Consider the following 17551-nt stretch of genomic DNA (forward strand, 5'->3'; position numbering starts at 1 on the left):
ATTTTAATTATCAGTGACTAACTAGCAAAGTTAATCAAACAAAGGGAGCTTAGGCTCCCTTTTTACATTGCTTTACAAACTAATATAGGTAATCAACAGCTAGTTAGATATATTGCTAGTAGTGGAATAATAATAACTCTAGGGAATACTATGAAAACACGTCAATCATTTGCGTTAGCGGCTTTGTCGTTAGCTATTTTAGCGGGCTGTAATAAAGCCCCAGAACAAAATAATATAAAATCCGAGGCTGTACAGAGTGAAGCTGCAGTGGTTAATGTAACTGCACCGGTAGCCAATAAGATCCCTTTCGAAATGACTATTCATGGTGATACGCGCACCGATAATTACTATTGGATGCGTGACGATGAACGAAAAGATGCAGCTGTCATAGCACACCTTAATGCAGAAAATACCTATACTGATGCGATGCTAAAGCATACTAAAGCTTTACAAACTACTTTGTTTGAAGAGTTAAAAGGGCGCATTCAAAAAGATGATGACTCCGTGCCAACTAAAAGTGGCGATTATTATTATTCATCGCAAACGCGAGGGGATAATGAATACCCGACTTATGTTCGCAGTAGCGATGATAAGGGCACTGATCAACACGTTATATTAGATGTAAATGAGTTGGCAAAAGGCCATGACTATTTCGCGGCAACAGGTTTATCTGTCAGCCCAAATGGTCACTTATTAGCATATGGTGAAGACACGGTAAGTCGACGAATCTACTCTATTTTAGTGAAAGATTTAAAGACCGGTAAATTACTAGAAGATAAGCTCGAAGGGACAGATGGTGATATCGTCTGGGCGAATGATAATAAAACTTTTTATTACATTAAAAAAGACTTACAGACATTGCTAGGTTATCAGGTTTATCGCCATACCTTAGGTACGTCACAAGCACAAGATGAGTTAGTGTACGAAGAGACTAACACAAGTTATTACACTGGCCTTGGTAAGAGTAAAGACAAACAAGAAATTTATATTTGGCATGGCAGTACTAACGCTTCAGGTGTGTCGGTAATTGATGCTAATGACGTCAAGGCACAGCCAAAGCGCTTAATTGAACGTGAAGAAAACCTAGAATATGATATTGCTAAACTCGGTGATACTTATTACATAGTCACTAACCTTAACGCAGTAAACTTTCAGCTAATGACGGTGGATAAAGATAAAGCGCACGACAAAGCGAATTGGCAAACACTGATCGCCGCGCGTGATGATATTAAGCTTGAAGGCATCGATTTGTTCATTGACCATTTAGTGTATAAAGAGCGTGAAATGGGGCAATCTCGTTTAACGATACGCAACTTAAAGTCGGGTGATGAACAGCAGCTGAGCTTTAATGACAGCAGTTATATGGTCAGTACATATGGTAATAATGAATTAGATAGCGAAAGCTTACGAGTATATTATGCCAGTATGACGACGCCTGGTTCATCGTATGATATCGATTTGAATAGCACAACGAAAACACTGTTAAAACAGCAACAAGTGATCGGTGATTTTAATGCCGATAATTATGCATCGGAGCGACTATTTATTACTGCGCGAGATGGCGTAAAAGTACCGGTGAGTTTAGTTTATCGCAAAGATAAATTCAAAAAAGATGGCACTAATCCATTGTTACAATATGGCTATGGGTCGTATGGGGCAACCATGGATCCAAGTTTTTCTAGTAGCCGTTTGAGTTTACTTGATCGAGGCTTTGTATTTGCTATCGCGCATATTCGTGGCTCGCAGATGCTCGGTCGTCCTTGGTATGAAGATGGCAAGCTACTCAATAAAAAGAATACTTTTAATGACTTTGTTGATGTAACCAAAGGCTTAGTTACCCAGCAGTATGGTGCGCAAGATAAAATATTCGCGATGGGCGGCAGTGCGGGCGGCTTATTAATGGGCGCCGTGGCAAACCAAGCACCAGAGCTTTATCAGGGGATGGTTGCGGCTGTGCCATTTGTTGATGTAGTGACCACTATGTTAGATGCGAGCTTACCATTAACGACCAACGAGTACGGCGAGTGGGGCAACCCAGATGACAAACTATATTATGATTATATGCTGTCTTACTCACCGTACGATCAAGTGAGTAAACAAGCGTATCCAAATATGTTGGTCACCACAGGTTTGCATGATTCTCAAGTGCAATATTTTGAACCAGCAAAATGGGTTGCAAAATTACGTGAGTTTAAAACCGATGATAATAAATTACTGTTTAAAATTGATATGGAAGCAGGCCATGGTGGCGCATCTGGGCGTTTTAAAAGCCTTCAAGATACAGCTCTAAATTATGCATTTATCTTAGATTTAGCTGGTATTAAAAAGTAATAACTGATTTTAGTGTTTTACAATTAAGGCGTGACTTAGGTTACGCCTTAATTTTTTGTCTAAATTAAGTGTTGTGGTTTTGCACACTTGCTCGAGCTTAGCAGTATCGACGACGCTGATTAAAATCTAGACATTAAGACTGAAAAAGGTCAGCATATAGGTATTAACGAAATAAGGAGATGGTAATGGAAGATAATCAACAGGTTGAACCAGTTATAACGAGTAAAGATGAGCGTATGTGGGCGATGTTATGTCATTTAAGCGCATTAGCCGGATTTATTATACCTATGGGTAGTATCATCGGTCCGCTGATTGTCTGGTTAATAAAAAAAGACGAAATGCCATTAGTGGCTGAACATGGGCGTAAATCGCTTAACTTTCAAATCACTATGTTCATAGCATATATAGTGTGTTTGATTTTGATGTTTGCAGTTATCGGGGTAATTCTATTACCTATAGTCGCTATTTTCTCGTTTATTATGGTGGTGATTGGCGCAATCAAAACTAATGACGGTAAAGAGTTTAACTACCCATTTAGCTTACAATTGATAAAATAAACTACTCTTCATTTTTATCAAACCCAGCAAATGCTGGGTTTTTTATATGTATTAATAAAGGCTTAGATGGCTTATTTAACTCTGTTCTTTACTGCGTTTATTTCGGCAACATTATTGCCAAGCTCATCAGAAGTGGTACTCACAGCAATGGTGACCAAAGGAGAATATTTACTTTGGTTGTTATGGCTCAGTGCCACAGTTGGTAACGTACTAGGTAGTTGCGTTAATTACTGGTTAGGCACGCAAGTCATACGTTTTAAGGATCGGAAATGGTTTCCCGTGTCACAGGCAAGTATCGATAAGGCTGCAGAGCGCTTTGAAAAGTATGGTGTTTATAGCCTGTTGTTGGCATGGCTACCAATTATTGGTGATCCGCTAACAGTTGTAGGAGGCATTTTTAAAGTGCGCTGGTGGACATTTTTATGGCTGGTTACCCTTGGCAAAGGCGCACGTTACTTGCTTGTACTAGCCTTTGCCGTTGGGCTGGATAAGTTGCTTTAAGCTTTACTCCAATCGAGTGTTAGCGATACTGAATCTGCAAAACGCAAAGCGTGAGGTTTATCAACTCGCACTTTTGCATAATTCACGCTGCTATGGCTATGGCAAACACTGAGTATTTCTGCCACTAGTTTTTCAAGCAATAAAAAGTGACCTTGCTCAACAATACTAATCACTTCTTTGGTGATCACTTTATAATTAAGTGCTTGTTCAACTTGATCCGTTTCACAGGCTTGCTCAGCAGGATAGTGAATTTCTAAATTGATCACTACATCCTGCTTTTTCTCACGTTCATCGGGATTAAAGCCAATAAAAGTGCGCAGCCGTAAGTTAGTTACATGGATAATTGCATTGGCCATAGGATTAGCCTTTTACAAGTTGTAAAAACTCATTGCGGGTTTTTGGATCGGCTCTGAAGTTACCTAGCATTACCGACGTACGCATACTTGAGTTTTGTTTTTCAACCCCACGCATCATCATACACATATGTTTTGCTTCCACTATTACACCAACGCCTTTAGCACCGGTGACTTCTTCAACCGCTTTAGCGATTTGATGAGTCAGTTGTTCTTGAATTTGAAAGCGGCGTGCAAACATATCAACAATACGCGCAAATTTCGATAAACCCAGCACTTTGCCGTTAGGAATATAAGCAATATGACAGCGCCCTACAAATGGTAATAAATGATGTTCACACATCGAATAAAGCTCTATATCTTGAATTAAAACCATGTCATCTGCATCAGAAGTAAATACCGCATTATTGGTAATTTCTTCTAATGTTTGACGATAGCCTTTGGTCAAATATTCCATCGCTTTGGCGGCGCGTTTTGGCGTGTCTAATAGGCCTTCACGTTGTGGATCTTCACCTACAGCAGTAATAATTTCGTGGTAACTATTTTTTAATTGATCGTGCATAAATTTCTCGATTAATCCGTTATTTTAAATGTCTGCCACCATCTACGGGTAAAGAACGTCCCGTGATGTAATGGCTGCTAAGCAATAAATCGACGCTGTTTATAATTTCGCGACAACCGGGCTCGATGCCCATTAATGATTTTTTAAGGGTTTTTTCTCGGTACTCATCGCTATCGTGATCATTAAAAATAATTAATGAAGGGGCGATAGCGTTCACTTTAATATTCGGGGCAAACTTAGCTGCAAATGATTTTGTCATATTTTCTAAGGCGGCTTTACTTGCGGCATATGCGATATGCTTTGGACTTCCTTTTTCAACAACATAATCAGTTAAATGAATGATATCAGCAGGGTGTTGCTGCTGTTGCTGAAAATTTAACAGTAACTCGCTAAGCGCTAAGTTAATTAAGTAAGGTGCTTTTGCATGGATCCGCATCATGTTATCAAATAGCGTACTGCTATCTGGATTATTCGCTTCGCAGTCCCAACTCGATGCATTGTGGATCACCGCCTTTAAGCTATTTGTGTGCAGCTTTAATTGACTGACAAACTCATTAATGCCGTTGTCAGTGCTAAAGTCTGCGTAAACACATACAGCACCATGGTCAGATAATTCATCAATAGCGGGATGGCGAGTTCGGTAAGTAACGATAATAGCTTGCCCTTGGGCTATAAAATGTTTTGCCAGTGCTAAACCAATACGTTGGCCGGCACCTGTTATTAAAATGGGCGATGTCATAACTAAATACAAATCCTTAGGTTTTTTTAATGCGATGAGCTTGATTACCATGTGTTTACTAACAACTATAAACTAAATTACAGAACTATTTCATCTTTACTGCAAAGATATTGCACCAATATAACAATCTGTTTGTACGCCGTAACGAACAGTTGCGATCATTTGCTCTGCGATGATTGTCAGGCATAATAATAAAACTTCAATTTATGATCTGTAACTATGCAATCACCACCTAAACCGATCCATAAACTGCGTATGATCCCCTGGTTATTTGTTGCTGGCGTGTATTGTTTATTAATTGCTTGGCAAGGCGCAAATGCCGCGCTACAAAGTGTTATCGCAGAGTTTAGCATTGCTGTGACTATGGCTTTTGGGTCTTTTGTTGCTGGTGGCACTGCACTTGGTGGTGGCGCAGTAGCATTTCCTGTGATGACTAAGTTACTGGCAATAGATCCTGTAACGGCAAAAGTATTCTCGTTAGCGATTCAAAGTTTTGGTATGAGTGCGGCCGCATTAACCATTATTTTTACCGGTATTCCATATTATCGCCAAGTGGTATTAATCGCAGCTCCTGCTGCATTAGTTGGCGTATTACTAAGCCTTACTTTTATTGCCGATCAATTACCAAGACTGGTGGTTAAAGGAGTATTCAGCGTACTTTTAATATGCTTCGCATTAACTCTTTTATGGCGTATTTACTGCAGGGTGCAACATGTATGTAGTCAAACCGATATACACGTTAGTACATTTACAGTTGCATTAGTTGCTGTTATTGGAGGAGTTGCATCTGGCTTAGTTGGTTCGGGAGCTGACATTGCTATTTTTGCGTTATTGATTATCGCCTGCAACGCTAATATTCAAAAAGCGACTGCAACCTCGGTGATTATCATGGCAATAACGTCTGTAGTGGCAAGCATTGCTAACGTATGGTTCTTCAATAGCTTAAGTAGCGAAATACAGTCGTATTTATTAGCGGCTATTCCAGTGGTTGTGGTCGGAGCACCGTTAGGGGCTTATGTTTGTGCTAAAGTGAAAAGCGGGCAATTAATCACATTTTTCTTATTGTTAATTGCCCTAGAAGTGTCATTTACGGTTTATGAACTTATGACAGCCTAAAGATCGTCGTAAATGGTTGGAATAGCTTGGCGTTTATGTTGAGTGCGTAGATAAATTGCGATGAGTTTTTCACTTACCTCGTCACTGACTTCTTTGCCTTCTAAAAAGTCATCAATTTGTTCATAGCTTAAACCAAGGGCTTCTTCATCAGTAAGGCCAGGGCGATCACACTCTAGGTCGGCGGTTGGCGCTTTATTAACGAGTAAATCGGGTGCACCTAACTGCTTGGCTAATGCGCGTACTTGGCGTTTTGATAAGCCAAATAATGGCGCTAAGTCGCATGCGCCATCACCAAATTTAGTATAAAAGCCAGTAATGTTCTCGGCGCTATGATCAGTACCAACAACTAGGCCTTGGCACAGTCCGGCAATTTCATATTGTGCGACCATGCGTTGGCGGGCTTTCACATTACCTTTTATAAAATCAATTTGTGCTTGTTCCGGCAGTGCATCACCGCAACCGACCACCGCCGCTAATGCTTGCTCATGCATGCCGTCTGCTGCGGGTTTAATATTCACTGTTAGGCGTTTATTTGGTTGAATAAAATCAACAGCCAATTGCGCTTCAGCTTCATCAGCTTGCACACCATACGGTAAGCGAACCGCAATAAATTGATACTTGTCGGTTTGCTGCTGCGCATTTAATTCGTTAACGGCGAGCTGGCATAAGCGACCACAGGTAGATGAATCTACACCGCCACTAATCCCTAGCACTAAAGAGCTTGAATGTGCAGCCACTAAACGGTTTTTTATAAAGTTTACGCGGCGTGTGATCTCGTTGTTGACGTCTATATTTGGCTGGACTTTCATTTCTGCCACTATTTCAGCGCGCATGCTGAGCTCTCCTAATAATATTACTGGTTGTCATGGTTATACCAATTAGCTTAAAAGCATGATCTCTATTTAATGCAATTGGAATTATTATCTAATTCAAAGGGTTTAATTTAAAGCCCTAAATGTAGTTTAATTTTTTGTAATTCAGCTTTTAGCTCATCAATTTCAGCAAGTAATTCATTCAGCTCGTCAGCTTTGAGTGCTGGCAATTCAGATGGTTCTACTGCAACAGCACTTTGTGGATCAGCAAATAAATGGCTGTAACGGCTTTCACGTTTGCCGGGTTCTCGCGGGTGTTTAGTCACATGTTCGGCAGTCATCAAGGCATTTAATGCCGACTCAACTTCAGCAACATTATTAAACTCAGCGAGCCGATTACTGCGGGTTCTTAATTCACCAGGGGTTTGTGGGCCACGTAGCAGCATTAAACAAATAATAGCGCGCTGTTGCTCAGTTAACTGTAAATTACCAAATTCAGTATTGCAAAAGCGATGTGCGAACTTAGTTACGCGTCCAGATAACCCTTCGTCTAATGTAACTAACCGCTGGGCAACTAGCGAGTCTATCGCCTCTTGTACTTCAGTTTCGCTGAGCGTGAGCACTGGCTCTCGGTTCGATTTTTGATTGCACGCATTGGTCAATGCATTTAGTGACAGCGGGTAATGTTCTGGTGTGGTGCTTTGTTTTTCAAGTAGGCAGCCGATCACACGTTGTTCAATAGCAGTGAGTTGCATAATAAATCCTTCTTTTTGTTATGCCTTAGCTTACACCTTTATTGTTTACCAAGCCATTGTTGCAGTTTCGGATTAAGCGCATCAAAATTGAGTGGTTTGGTTAGGTAATCAGTCATTCCTGCTCTGAGGCATTTATCTCTATCGCCTTGCATAGCATTTGCGGTTAACGCAATAATAGTTACGTTTTTGTAGTATTCACCCGCATCCCCATTACGGATAGCCTTAGTTGCTTGGTAACCATCCATTTCTGGCATCTGGCAGTCCATTAACAATAGCTTGTATGGTTCTGTGGTTTTGTTTTTTAGTTTTTCAATAGCTTCCAGACCATTTTCAGCGATATCAAAACTTATGCCTGCTTGTTTTAGTAATGCACAGGCAACGACTTGATTTACTTTATTGTCTTCTACCAGCAGGATTTTGTCTTGATTTACAAAGTGTGTATTGTTGATTGCAATACTTGCTGGTAGTGCATTGTTATTTTGTTGTTGCTCGATAAATTTTTCATTCGCCAAAGAATCAAACAAGTCCGAAGGCGTCAGTGGTTTAAAAATCATGCAATCGGCTTCGATTGGCAAGTTTGCATGTGCTTCTTGTGAGAAACTCATTGGTGCCATAAGGATCAGTTTTACGTGATGCTCGCTTAGGTAAGTTTTCAATGCATTAATTGCAGCGGCGCCGGCTTGCTGAAAAAAGCTATAATCAAGCAGCACAGCATCAATCAATTCATCGCTCGAATTGAGATAGTAACTCAAGGCTAGGTAGTTTTTGAGGATATGCGCACGTGCCCCCCACACATTCAGTTGTTTTTGCGCAATTGAGCTATTTAACGGACAAGTATCGACAATTAAAATATGTTTGTTTGTAATTAAATGACTCGGTAAGTCTTGTTCTTTACCCAGAAGCGGCTGTACTTTAATGGAAAAAGTAAAGGTACTGCCTTGGCCATAAACACTCGTGACGTTGATTTCCCCATCCATCAAATTACAAAGCTGCTTAACAATCGCCAGGCCCAAGCCTGTGCCGCCATATTGGCGAGTAGTTGAGGTATCGGCTTGAGTGAAAGAATCAAATAACGAAGCTTGTTTGTCGGCTTTAATACCAATACCGGTATCAATAATTGAGCAATCTAAAAAAGTCCCGTTAGTGGTATTTTTTAAATTTGCGCTCACGATAATTTCACCATTATGAGTAAATTTAACGGCATTGCCGAGTAAATTATTAATAATTTGGCGAAGCCTATTTGGGTCACTAACAATCTTATTTACATTAATTTTAGTGGCATCTAAAATCAGTTTAGTATTATGTTGCTCTACTTTAAGGGCAAATGACTCGACCACTTCACCTAGTAATTTAGGTAAATTAAAGGCAATCTCTTCGATATCTAATTTACCAGCTTCAATTTTTGAGAAATCCAGAATATCGTTAATTATATTAAGCAGCGATTGTGCTGATGATTGTGCTAATTCAATATGATGCGTTTGCTGAGGATCTAACTTAGTTTGTTGCACAATATTAAGCATCCCGAGCACACCGTTCATCGGAGTGCGAATTTCGTGGCTCATGCTCGCTAAAAACTCTCCTTTAGCGGTTACAGCTTGTTCCGCTGCTTCTTTTGCTGTGACTAATTGTTGCTCGGTCTCTATACGTTGCTCGCTAGAATATAAACTGCCAATTAAAGCGGCAACGGCAATTAAAAAGCTTTCTTCGTTACGCGACCATGCCCGCGGATACTGACAATGCTCAGCACAAACAATACCAATCGCCCCGCTTCCAGTAGGAATAGATACACAAAGCATTGATTTTATGTCGAAAGGAGCTAAATAGTGTGCTGTAAGAGGGGCTGTAAATTTATTGCTCAGTGCATTTGAGGCGCGGATCACAGCTTGATTATCAATGGCTGTAAAAAAATCATTTAACTCAGTTTGCTGCCATGCTGGTAACGCAGTGTTATTTGCTGTGTGTTTACCATGATGGGCAAATGATTGCAGTTGATCTCTTGCATCATTGAACAGCCATATACTGGCACGTTCAACATTAAATGCATCGCAAATTGATTGTGTAATAATATCTTTTGCTTGTTTTAAATTACCAGTCAGCACTGCGTTATTAACGGTAAGTGAGGCGAGTACCTCATTGTGCAAAGCGGTTTTACTGCTTTCTAATTCAATGCATTTACGGACGTTTATATCTTGTAAAGAGCCAAAAATCTTAATACAACGGCCATTACGGATTTCTGCTTCACCATGCACTAATACCCATAAAGCATTACCTTTAGAATCGATAACCTCGAGCTCAACTTCATAACTTTCACCATATTTAATCGCTCGCTCAACGAGCTTTTTTATCGTGTCACGGCTTTCGCCTTCTTTAAAGTAAGAAAAGTTCGTTGGCCAATCAGGTTGTTCGTCTAGCGGATATTTGAAAATGTTTTTGGTCATATCTGACCAATATACTTGTTGTGTTTCAAGGTTAAATGACCAAGCACCAATTTTTGCAAGACTACTCATTGTCACTAGCATTTTTTCATTTCTTAGCTGGCGATTGAGCATTTTTAAGAATAATAAGAAAGCTAAAATTAGTAACCCGCAAATAGTAAATATTGCTAATCTCAGCGGCCAAATCGCAGAGTTTGGAGGTGCCCAACCAACTTTAGGAGTAACAAAAATTTCCCACTCGCCACCTTGAAAGGTTAAAGTAAATTCCAGAGGGTTACGCTCTAAAATATCCGCTTTACCACGGAAAAACTCTCCTTTTAGACCCAAGCCATTGCGTCCTTGGATGGCGACATCATAGTCTTCTTCTAGTTCGTAGATACCCGCTTTTTTATATATTTTGTCTATGTCGAGTACCACCGAGAGCAGCCCCCAAAAATGCTTGTCAGGGGCAAGGTAAACAGGGACTCGGGCAATTAATGCTTCGCCACCTTGCACTAATGTAAGAGGGCCTGCCATAACTATTTCATTGTTATCACGCGCACGAATTGCATCTGCACGTTGTGCTTTGTTATCTAAAAAGTTTAGCCCTATGGCTTTTTCATTGCCTGCCAATGGGTAAGTCATGCGGATCACCATATTAGGTGCACCACCGATATTGCGTAATTCAGATGAGGTGTCGAATAATGGCGCGGCAATTTGGGCAAAACGTTGTTGATCTAAATTAGGCTCTGCAGCAACTGCAACAGCTAAACCACGCACCAATTGAATATTCGATACTAATGTTGATTCAAGTTGAGTACGGTAGCTACTCACTTCAGATAAAATTAATAGTCGATGAGATTCTTGGGCACGTTTATAACTGATCTGATCAAGCACTAAACTGATTAATAAAATAAAAACGAGCGAGCACCAAAATATCAGTTTAAATTTGTAGACTTGTTTGTGATCATCTGTTTTTAACAATGGCATTAGCGACTTGTGCTTTTAATATTTGGCTGTTCAACTATAGTCAATTTATCACGGAAATAAAAATAGTCCGATCAATTGAGCTATTTGTTTTTTATTTAAATAACCGCACGTTATGTGGGGAAAGTATTAAGAATAACTTCATATAAGCTGGTTGTTGCTACAGTGATTTATTTTATCTAAAAACGAACTAAGCGCATTATTTTTCATAAAACTATGGTTATGATAGAGCTAATCAAGAGTAAAAGGACTGGTTCATGTTTAAAATTATCAAGTGGTTGGTGTTAGCAATCGTAATTTTAGGATTAGCTGTAACAGCAGTTATTTATGGTGTACTGTCAATTAGCTTACCGGCGCTTGATGGTAATGGGCGTAGTAACCACGTCAGCCAAGCGGTAAAAATCTCCCGAGACCAACTGGGTCAAGCAGTTATTTCAGCTGAGAACCGCCTTGATGCTGCGTATGGTTTAGGTTTCGCACATGGTCAAGACCGATTTTTTCAAATGGATTTGTTGCGCCGTAATGCTGCAGGTGAATTGAGTGAACTGTTTGGTAAAGCAGCATTAGGTTTGGATAAAAAAATGCGCTTCCACCAGTTACGAAAACGCAGCGCTGCGATAGTTGAGCAATTGCCTCAAGCAGATCAAGCATTATTAACAAGTTATGCCGCTGGCGTTAACGAAGGCTTAGCACAGGTAGGTTTTAGCAGTTTTGAATATTTACTAACAGGCGCTGAGCAAAAGCCTTGGCGCAGTGAAGACAGTTTGTTAGTGATTTACAGTATGTACTTAGATTTACAAACGGCGACCTTTGAACGTGACCAAGCGTTAATTCAAATTGCCGATATTTATGGCCCAGAAATGGTCAGTTTTTTAACTCAACCCAGTCAATATCAAGCGGCTTTAGATGGCAGCACACTCGCACCTTATAATTTAACTATTCCTGAATTTCCTAAGCAAACCTTACAAGCTTTACTCAGGATTGATGCAAATCAAGAACTTGGTAGTAATAACTGGGCGGTGACTGGGCAGTTAACTACCACAGGTGCTGGGATGCTGTCGGATGATATGCACTTGTCGATGGCAGTGCCGGTTATTTGGTATCGTGCGCAACTTAACTATGCAATGTCAGGAAAAGTGAGCCAAGTGACAGGGGTTTCCTTGCCTGGCGCACCAGCAATTGTGGTGGGAACTAATAACAATATTGCGTGGGGATTTACTAATGGTTACCTCGATACCGCCGATTGGGTAGCATTAACTGATAACAGTAAAACATGGCAAGAAGTTGAGCAAATAGCACTACCCGATGGGTCAATTGAAGAATATAAGCTGACATTGAGTGAGTATGGTCCAGTGCGAGAAATAAATGGCAAGCCTTATGCGCTTAGCTGGGTTGGCCATCAACCTTATGCAGTCGATATGGATTTATTGAAATTAGAACAAGCAACCACTGTCGATGACGCGCTGCTGATTGCCAGTGAAGTGGGTATTCCAGTACAAAACTTAATGGTGGTAGATAGCCAAGGCAATGCGGGTTGGAAAAATATGGGAGCCATTCCAGGGCGTATTAAGCCCAGTGAACTAGCTGTTCAGGAAAATGACTACTCAACACTTTGGCAGCATAATGAACAGCAAAGGCCGGAAGTTAAAAATCCTGTTGATGGCCGTTTATGGACTGGGAACTCTCGCGTTGTATCGGCTTTGGATGACCAGCGTTTTGGTAATGGTGGTTATGCCTTGGGAGCACGATCTAGTCAAATTCGTGATAGATTGTATGAAAAGCAACATTTTAATGAAGCTAATTTTAACCAGTTGCAGCATGATAATCAGGCGCGCTTTTTACAACCGTGGCATAGCTTATTGCTGCAACAGCTTAATAGAAATAGTTCGGCTAATCAGCAGTACATAAAAGAGTTAGAGAACTGGCAAGGTTGCGCCTGTGCAACGTCAATAGGCTACACGCTGGTTAGGCGTTATCGTGATGAAGTTATCAATAGTGTATTTACGGCTATGCAAGCAAATTTACAGGCTCAGGGCGGTTCATTAAAGTATGTTAAACGTGATTTAGAGCCGGCAATATGGCAGCTTATTGAACAGCAACCAGATAGCTGGTTAAATCCACAGTTTGCTGATTGGGATGCACAATTAACTGATTCATTTAGTCAAGTTGTCAGTAATTTAAGTAAAGAGTTTGGCAGTAACTTAAAAGGTTGGCAGTGGGGGACAGTTAATGAATTGGTTATTGAGCATCCATTCGCACAGCAAATACCACAACTAAGTAAATTATTAAATATGCCGACAGCGCCAGGATTTGGCGACAGTTATATGCCAGCAGTGCAGGGGCGTAGTTTTGGTGCGTCACAGCGATTTATTGCTCAACCTGGGCATTTAGAAAACGCCATAATGGCCATTCCCGGTGGCCAGTCAGGTCATCCACTATCGCCATTTTATCGCGCAGGATTTGATGACTACGTAGCTGCAAAACCAACGCCGCTATTACCGCAAACACTAATGCATGAGATCACAATATTACCTGCAAATGAGCTTTAAATGAGTAAAGCCACCTTGTTTTGAGGTAGTGGCCGTTTGATTTCGGCCATTACTTTTACTCTTATAAAGTGCAATTAACCTAAGCTTTAGGTCGAAAACCGCTAAACCAGCGTTAATGTTAGCTGAGCAAAGAGGTGTAAAAATAAAAATTTATACCTACTTATACTTACTTCAACACTGTTGTTGGTGCTATCTTAAAAATAAACCAGCGCTAGGTATGCTGCACTAAGCAAGCGTTCAGAGCTGATCACGTATTATGCGCGTATTGAACTATCAAATTTAATGTCCTACGCCTAAAGGAGTTGTGTATGTCGGCAGAAAAAACCCATCTTGAGATTTGTAATTTAACTAAAGAGCAGTATCCACAAGTAAAAACTTTGATGGATCAGGCTTATCCAGATTTAGGTGGTGCATGGCCAAGCCATACTATATTTAGACTGATTGACCAGTTCCCTGAAGGGCAGTTGGGCATGGTGGATGATGGCGTGCTGGTAGGGATTGCGTTGAGTGTGCAAGTTGATTACACGCGCTTTTCTAATCCGCACACCTATGAAGATATTGTTGACGGCCATGACCGGGTATTTAGTGACCCCGATGGTGATGCGCTGTATGGCTTAGATGTGGTTATTTCGCCTACTCATCGTGGTATGCGTTTAGGGCGCAGGCTTTATGATGCGCGTAAAGAATTATGTCGTCAGTATAATCTGCGGGCTATTTTGGCTGGCGGACGTATTCCGCGTTATTACAATCATAGCAGTGACATGAGTCCAACAGAATATATTGCCAAAGTCGATCATAAAGAGCTGTATGATCCAATTTTAAGTTTTCAATTGTCGAATGATTTCCAGGTTAAACGCTTACTTAAAAAGTATTTACCGGAAGATCAAAATTCGGTGGGTTATGCCACGCTACTTGAGTGGAATAACATTATGTTTGAACCGACCGACACGGTACTTGAATCAACGAAGTCGATAGTGCGAGTAGGCGCAGTGCAATGGCAAATGCGCAGTGTTGAGTCGGTTGAAGAAATGCTCACGCAGGTCGAATATTTTGTAGACACAGTGTCTGATTACAAAAGTGATTTTATTCTTTTTCCGGAGTTTTTTAATGCGCCACTAATGGGGCTTACAGAGCAAAGAAATCAGACCGAGGCTATTCGTTATTTAGCCGAATACACGGAGACTTTTCGTGATGCGATGTCGCGTATGGCGATTGAGTATAATGCGAATATTATCACCGGCTCAATGCCGCTTGCTGAAGGCGATAAAATCTATAATGTCAGTTATTTATGCCATCGCAGTGGTAAAATTGACGAACAACGTAAAATTCATATCACGCCTCATGAACAAAATGACTGGGTGATTCAAGGTGGTGACAAAATTGCGGTATTTGATACTGATGCTGGACGCGTGGGTATTCAAATTTGTTACGATGTTGAATTTCCTGAATTGTCACGTATTTTAGCAAAACAAGGTCTCGATATTCTGTTTGTGCCATTTTGGACCGACACCAAAAATAGTTATTTACGAGTACGCCACTGCGCGCAGGCGCGGGCCATTGAAAACGAATGCTACGTGGTTATTGCCGGCTCGGTAGGTAACTTACCAGAAGTTGAAAGTCTTGATGTGCAGTATTCACAATCAGCGGTATTAACACCGTCTGATTTTTCGTTCCCTCATGATGCTACGCTTAATGAAGCAACCCCCAATACTGAAATGCTGTTATTTAGTGATTTAGATATGGATAAATTAAAAGTTCTGCACAGTGAAGGCACGGTGCGTAACTTAAAAGATCGTCGTGAAGATCTGTACGATGTAATATTGAAAAAGAGAGAAAATTAATGGCGTGGATTTATTTAATTATTGCAGGCTTGCTGGAAATTGGCTGGCCTGTAGGATTAAAAATGTCGCAAGAGGGTGAAAATCGCTGGTTAGGTATTGGCATTGCAGTGGCGTTTATGGTCGCCAGTGGTTTTATGTTATGGCTGGCACAGCGTGATATTTCGATGGGGACTTCCTACGCTGTGTGGACAGGTATTGGCGCGGCAGGAACATTTTTAGTAGGGATACTATTTTATAATGATGCAGCAACATTCGGCCGTATTGCCGGTGTATTAATGATTATTAGCGGCGTTATCACATTGAAAATCAGCCATTAATTCAGTGAATTAAAAAATCGAAAGGCGGCCACGTTGCAGTGAGCCGCCTTTGTTGTTTATATCGAAGGTAACATGACTAATACTGCGGCTATAGCAATTAACACCAGCCCTGCGGTATCTTGACGTTTTAAAGGCTGCTTGAGCCATAAAACTGAGATCAAGATTGTAAAAAATACTTCTACTTGCCCTAAGGTTTTGACATAGGCAACATGCTGTAAACTCATCGCACTAAACCAACCAATCGAGCCTATGCAGCTAAAAAAACTCACCGCACTGGTGGTTTTTTTATGGTTCCACATAGCGCGAAATGTTGAGCGTTCCCTTACTGTAATATAACCACATAGCATGATAGTTTGCAGGCTGATAATAAGCAGTAAAACCCATGCTGCGGAATAAGGAAACGACAGACCTGAGTTTAGGCTTGCTTCGCGTATCCATGATGAGGAAAGTGCAAATGCTGTCCCACAGGCCAAGCCTAGTAAGGCTGTTTTTAAGCTAAAGTGCTTAATGTTAGCAATTCCACTTAATAGTAATACTGCAATTGAGCCAATAAACACGCCAAGCCAGCCTAATAAAGATAGCGTCGCGCCAAAAAATAATACTCCTAGTATAGCCGCAACGAGAGCTTCACTTTTTGCAAGACCAGCACCAACAGCAAAGTTATTCATTTTAAATAACGTCACCATTAATCCTGTTGCAATAATTTGCACTATGCTCGCGCCGACAATGTAGCTAATAAAAGCTAGGTTGAAGGTGGGCAAGGGGGCATCTTGATAGAGATATAATGAAATGAGGTATGCCAAAGCAAGTGGGCTTGCAAGTATAAAGCGCGCTAAGGTGACGCCTGCAACACTCACATGCGCACTTAGTTTACTTTGTAAAGCGTTGCGCCACGACTGCATAAAAGCGGCTAAAATAGTTAAAAAGATCCAAGTCATAATGAAAAAACAGCAATTCACAGAGGCGGATAAGTTACCAGTGCCAGGGCTCTAAAGCGAACTAAGATTCCATAAAATGAAAATATCTTTGCTGCGACAATATGGCACAGCTGCAAATCCAACTTTTTGGGCTATAGTTATCGCGATGTTATTGTTAGTCGCAATGCCTTGTATTTATTTCATATAAGTCATTGCGGCTTTTTTATTACTCAAGTCAATTACGCGATCAGTTTAGCTGTGCTAAGTTAATGAAAACTATGATTAGGAGTAACGATGACGATATTACTTATTTGCGCACTACTTGCTGTACTGATGCCTTACTTTGCCAAGGCCCCCGTGGCATTTGCAATGAACAAGCTCGATGGCTACGATAATAAGCACCCAAGAGAGCAACAGTCTAAGCTCACCGGATTTGGCGCAAGGGCGCTGGCAGCACATCAAAATTGTTTTGAATCATTGGCCGTGTTTGCTGTAGCGTTAGCCACCGTGCTGGGCACCAATAATGTCCACCAAGTTACTGAGCTATTAGCCATTACTCATATTATTGCCCGCGTTCTATATTGTGCTTTTTACTATCTAAATTTAGACGTACTGCGTTCTTTATCATGGCTGGTTGGTTTAGCTGCTGCAGTCGCTATGATTGTTGTGTGCTTGTAATACCAATCGTGTTAAGTTACTGACCATTTATAGCGACAGATAAATACAGTGATAACAAGGCGTAAATTTTGACATGTAGTTGTTCTACTTGAAAAAATTATAACGCAGTTAGCGCTTTATTT

General features: G+C 40.7%; 15 protein-coding genes. 8 read left to right on the top strand and 7 right to left on the bottom strand.

The features are described 5' to 3' along the window. Window positions 1-150 precede the first annotated feature (150 nt). The 3 genes from H5163_RS09975 to H5163_RS09985 all read left to right on the top strand — a co-directional run bounded on the left by H5163_RS09975 (window position 151) and on the right by H5163_RS09985 (window position 3389). A complete protein-coding gene (locus H5163_RS09975; RefSeq protein ID WP_182735034.1) occupies window positions 151-2331 on the top strand; it encodes a S9 family peptidase in 2181 nt (726 codons plus the stop codon). Window positions 2332-2516: 185 nt separating this feature from the next. Beyond that, on the top strand, window positions 2517-2888 hold the full coding sequence (locus H5163_RS09980) for a DUF4870 domain-containing protein (protein ID WP_145239994.1): 372 nt from the start codon (window positions 2517-2519) through the stop codon (window positions 2886-2888). 66 nt (window positions 2889-2954) lie between these two features. Then, on the top strand, window positions 2955-3389 hold the full coding sequence (locus H5163_RS09985) for a YqaA family protein (RefSeq protein WP_145239992.1): 435 nt from the start codon (window positions 2955-2957) through the stop codon (window positions 3387-3389). On the opposite strand, the gene folX is transcribed toward H5163_RS09985, so the two are convergent. From folX to folM, 3 genes are read right to left on the bottom strand one after another with little or no spacing between them, the layout of a single operon-like run. Beyond that, entirely contained in the window at window positions 3386-3745 is a 360-nt protein-coding gene (gene folX, locus H5163_RS09990; RefSeq protein ID WP_145239990.1) for a dihydroneopterin triphosphate 2'-epimerase, read from the bottom strand. The two genes, H5163_RS09985 and folX, sit on opposite strands and share 4 nt — an antisense overlap. 4 nt (window positions 3746-3749) lie before the next feature. Beyond that, a complete protein-coding gene (gene folE, locus H5163_RS09995) occupies window positions 3750-4304 on the bottom strand; it encodes a GTP cyclohydrolase I FolE (RefSeq protein WP_145239988.1) in 555 nt (184 codons plus the stop codon). 19 nt (window positions 4305-4323) lie between these two features. Continuing rightward, the gene (gene folM / locus H5163_RS10000; protein WP_182735035.1) at window positions 4324-5043 is read right to left on the bottom strand and encodes a dihydromonapterin reductase; all 720 of its coding nucleotides are present in this window, start codon (window positions 5041-5043) and stop codon (window positions 4324-4326) included. A gap of 219 nt (window positions 5044-5262) precedes the next feature. Here folM and H5163_RS10005 point away from each other — a divergent pair, with 219 nt between their 5' ends. Beyond that, window positions 5263-6159: a sulfite exporter TauE/SafE family protein gene (locus tag H5163_RS10005; protein WP_182735036.1), complete on the top strand. Its 897-nt coding sequence runs from the start codon at window positions 5263-5265 to the stop codon at window positions 6157-6159. Here the strand turns inward: H5163_RS10005 and nadE are convergent. From nadE to H5163_RS10020, 3 genes are all read right to left on the bottom strand, one after another. Further along, window positions 6156-6992: an ammonia-dependent NAD(+) synthetase gene (gene nadE / locus H5163_RS10010; protein ID WP_182735037.1), complete on the bottom strand. Its 837-nt coding sequence runs from the start codon at window positions 6990-6992 to the stop codon at window positions 6156-6158. The two genes, H5163_RS10005 and nadE, sit on opposite strands and share 4 nt — an antisense overlap. A 110-nt stretch (window positions 6993-7102) precedes the next feature. Beyond that, a complete protein-coding gene (locus H5163_RS10015; RefSeq protein WP_182735038.1) occupies window positions 7103-7726 on the bottom strand; it encodes a YceH family protein in 624 nt (207 codons plus the stop codon). 38 nt (window positions 7727-7764) lie between these two features. Next, window positions 7765-11130, bottom strand: coding sequence for a response regulator (locus tag H5163_RS10020; RefSeq protein WP_182735039.1), 3366 nt, complete (start codon window positions 11128-11130; stop codon window positions 7765-7767). 254 nt (window positions 11131-11384) lie between these two features. Between H5163_RS10020 and H5163_RS10025 the strand changes: the two genes are divergently transcribed. The 3 genes from H5163_RS10025 to H5163_RS10035 all read left to right on the top strand — a co-directional run bounded on the left by H5163_RS10025 (window position 11385) and on the right by H5163_RS10035 (window position 15834). After that, the gene (locus tag H5163_RS10025) at window positions 11385-13676 is read left to right on the top strand and encodes a penicillin acylase family protein (protein WP_182735040.1); all 2292 of its coding nucleotides are present in this window, start codon (window positions 11385-11387) and stop codon (window positions 13674-13676) included. 308 nt (window positions 13677-13984) lie between these two features. Then, a complete protein-coding gene (locus tag H5163_RS10030) occupies window positions 13985-15517 on the top strand; it encodes a bifunctional GNAT family N-acetyltransferase/carbon-nitrogen hydrolase family protein (protein ID WP_145239976.1) in 1533 nt (510 codons plus the stop codon). After that, complete coding sequence (locus H5163_RS10035) at window positions 15517-15834, top strand: multidrug efflux SMR transporter (RefSeq protein ID WP_087531228.1); 318 nt, start codon at window positions 15517-15519, stop codon at window positions 15832-15834. The genes H5163_RS10030 and H5163_RS10035 overlap by 1 nt, the downstream gene beginning before the upstream one ends. Window positions 15835-15890: 56 nt before the next feature. Here the strand turns inward: H5163_RS10035 and H5163_RS10040 are convergent, their stop codons facing one another. Then, complete coding sequence (locus tag H5163_RS10040) at window positions 15891-16772, bottom strand: DMT family transporter (protein ID WP_145239974.1); 882 nt, start codon at window positions 16770-16772, stop codon at window positions 15891-15893. 273 nt (window positions 16773-17045) lie between these two features. On the opposite strand from H5163_RS10040, the gene H5163_RS10045 reads away from it, so the two are divergent. Beyond that, window positions 17046-17429, top strand: coding sequence for an MAPEG family protein (locus tag H5163_RS10045; protein WP_182730742.1), 384 nt, complete (start codon window positions 17046-17048; stop codon window positions 17427-17429). The last annotated feature ends 122 nt before the right edge of the window (window positions 17430-17551 follow it).

The organism is Pseudoalteromonas sp. SG44-8, from assembly GCF_014164125.1.
In the GTDB taxonomy this organism is placed as follows: Bacteria; Pseudomonadota; Gammaproteobacteria; order Enterobacterales; family Alteromonadaceae; genus Pseudoalteromonas; species Pseudoalteromonas rhizosphaerae.

Coding starts and splice junctions, on each gene's coding strand:
- H5163_RS09975 (WP_182735034.1), top strand. CDS start 151: ATGAAAACACGTCAATCATTTGCGTTAGCGGCTTTGTCGTTAGCTATT.
- H5163_RS09980 (WP_145239994.1), top strand. CDS start 2,517: ATGGAAGATAATCAACAGGTTGAACCAGTTATAACGAGTAAAGATGAG.
- H5163_RS09985 (WP_145239992.1), top strand. CDS start 2,955: ATGGCTTATTTAACTCTGTTCTTTACTGCGTTTATTTCGGCAACATTA.
- folX (WP_145239990.1), bottom strand. CDS start 3,745: ATGGCCAATGCAATTATCCATGTAACTAACTTACGGCTGCGCACTTTT.
- folE (WP_145239988.1), bottom strand. CDS start 4,304: ATGCACGATCAATTAAAAAATAGTTACCACGAAATTATTACTGCTGTA.
- folM (WP_182735035.1), bottom strand. CDS start 5,043: ATGACATCGCCCATTTTAATAACAGGTGCCGGCCAACGTATTGGTTTA.
- H5163_RS10005 (WP_182735036.1), top strand. CDS start 5,263: ATGCAATCACCACCTAAACCGATCCATAAACTGCGTATGATCCCCTGG.
- nadE (WP_182735037.1), bottom strand. CDS start 6,992: ATGCGCGCTGAAATAGTGGCAGAAATGAAAGTCCAGCCAAATATAGAC.
- H5163_RS10015 (WP_182735038.1), bottom strand. CDS start 7,726: ATGCAACTCACTGCTATTGAACAACGTGTGATCGGCTGCCTACTTGAA.
- H5163_RS10020 (WP_182735039.1), bottom strand. CDS start 11,130: ATGCCATTGTTAAAAACAGATGATCACAAACAAGTCTACAAATTTAAA.
- H5163_RS10025 (WP_182735040.1), top strand. CDS start 11,385: ATGTTTAAAATTATCAAGTGGTTGGTGTTAGCAATCGTAATTTTAGGA.
- H5163_RS10030 (WP_145239976.1), top strand. CDS start 13,985: ATGTCGGCAGAAAAAACCCATCTTGAGATTTGTAATTTAACTAAAGAG.
- H5163_RS10035 (WP_087531228.1), top strand. CDS start 15,517: ATGGCGTGGATTTATTTAATTATTGCAGGCTTGCTGGAAATTGGCTGG.
- H5163_RS10040 (WP_145239974.1), bottom strand. CDS start 16,772: ATGACTTGGATCTTTTTAACTATTTTAGCCGCTTTTATGCAGTCGTGG.
- H5163_RS10045 (WP_182730742.1), top strand. CDS start 17,046: ATGACGATATTACTTATTTGCGCACTACTTGCTGTACTGATGCCTTAC.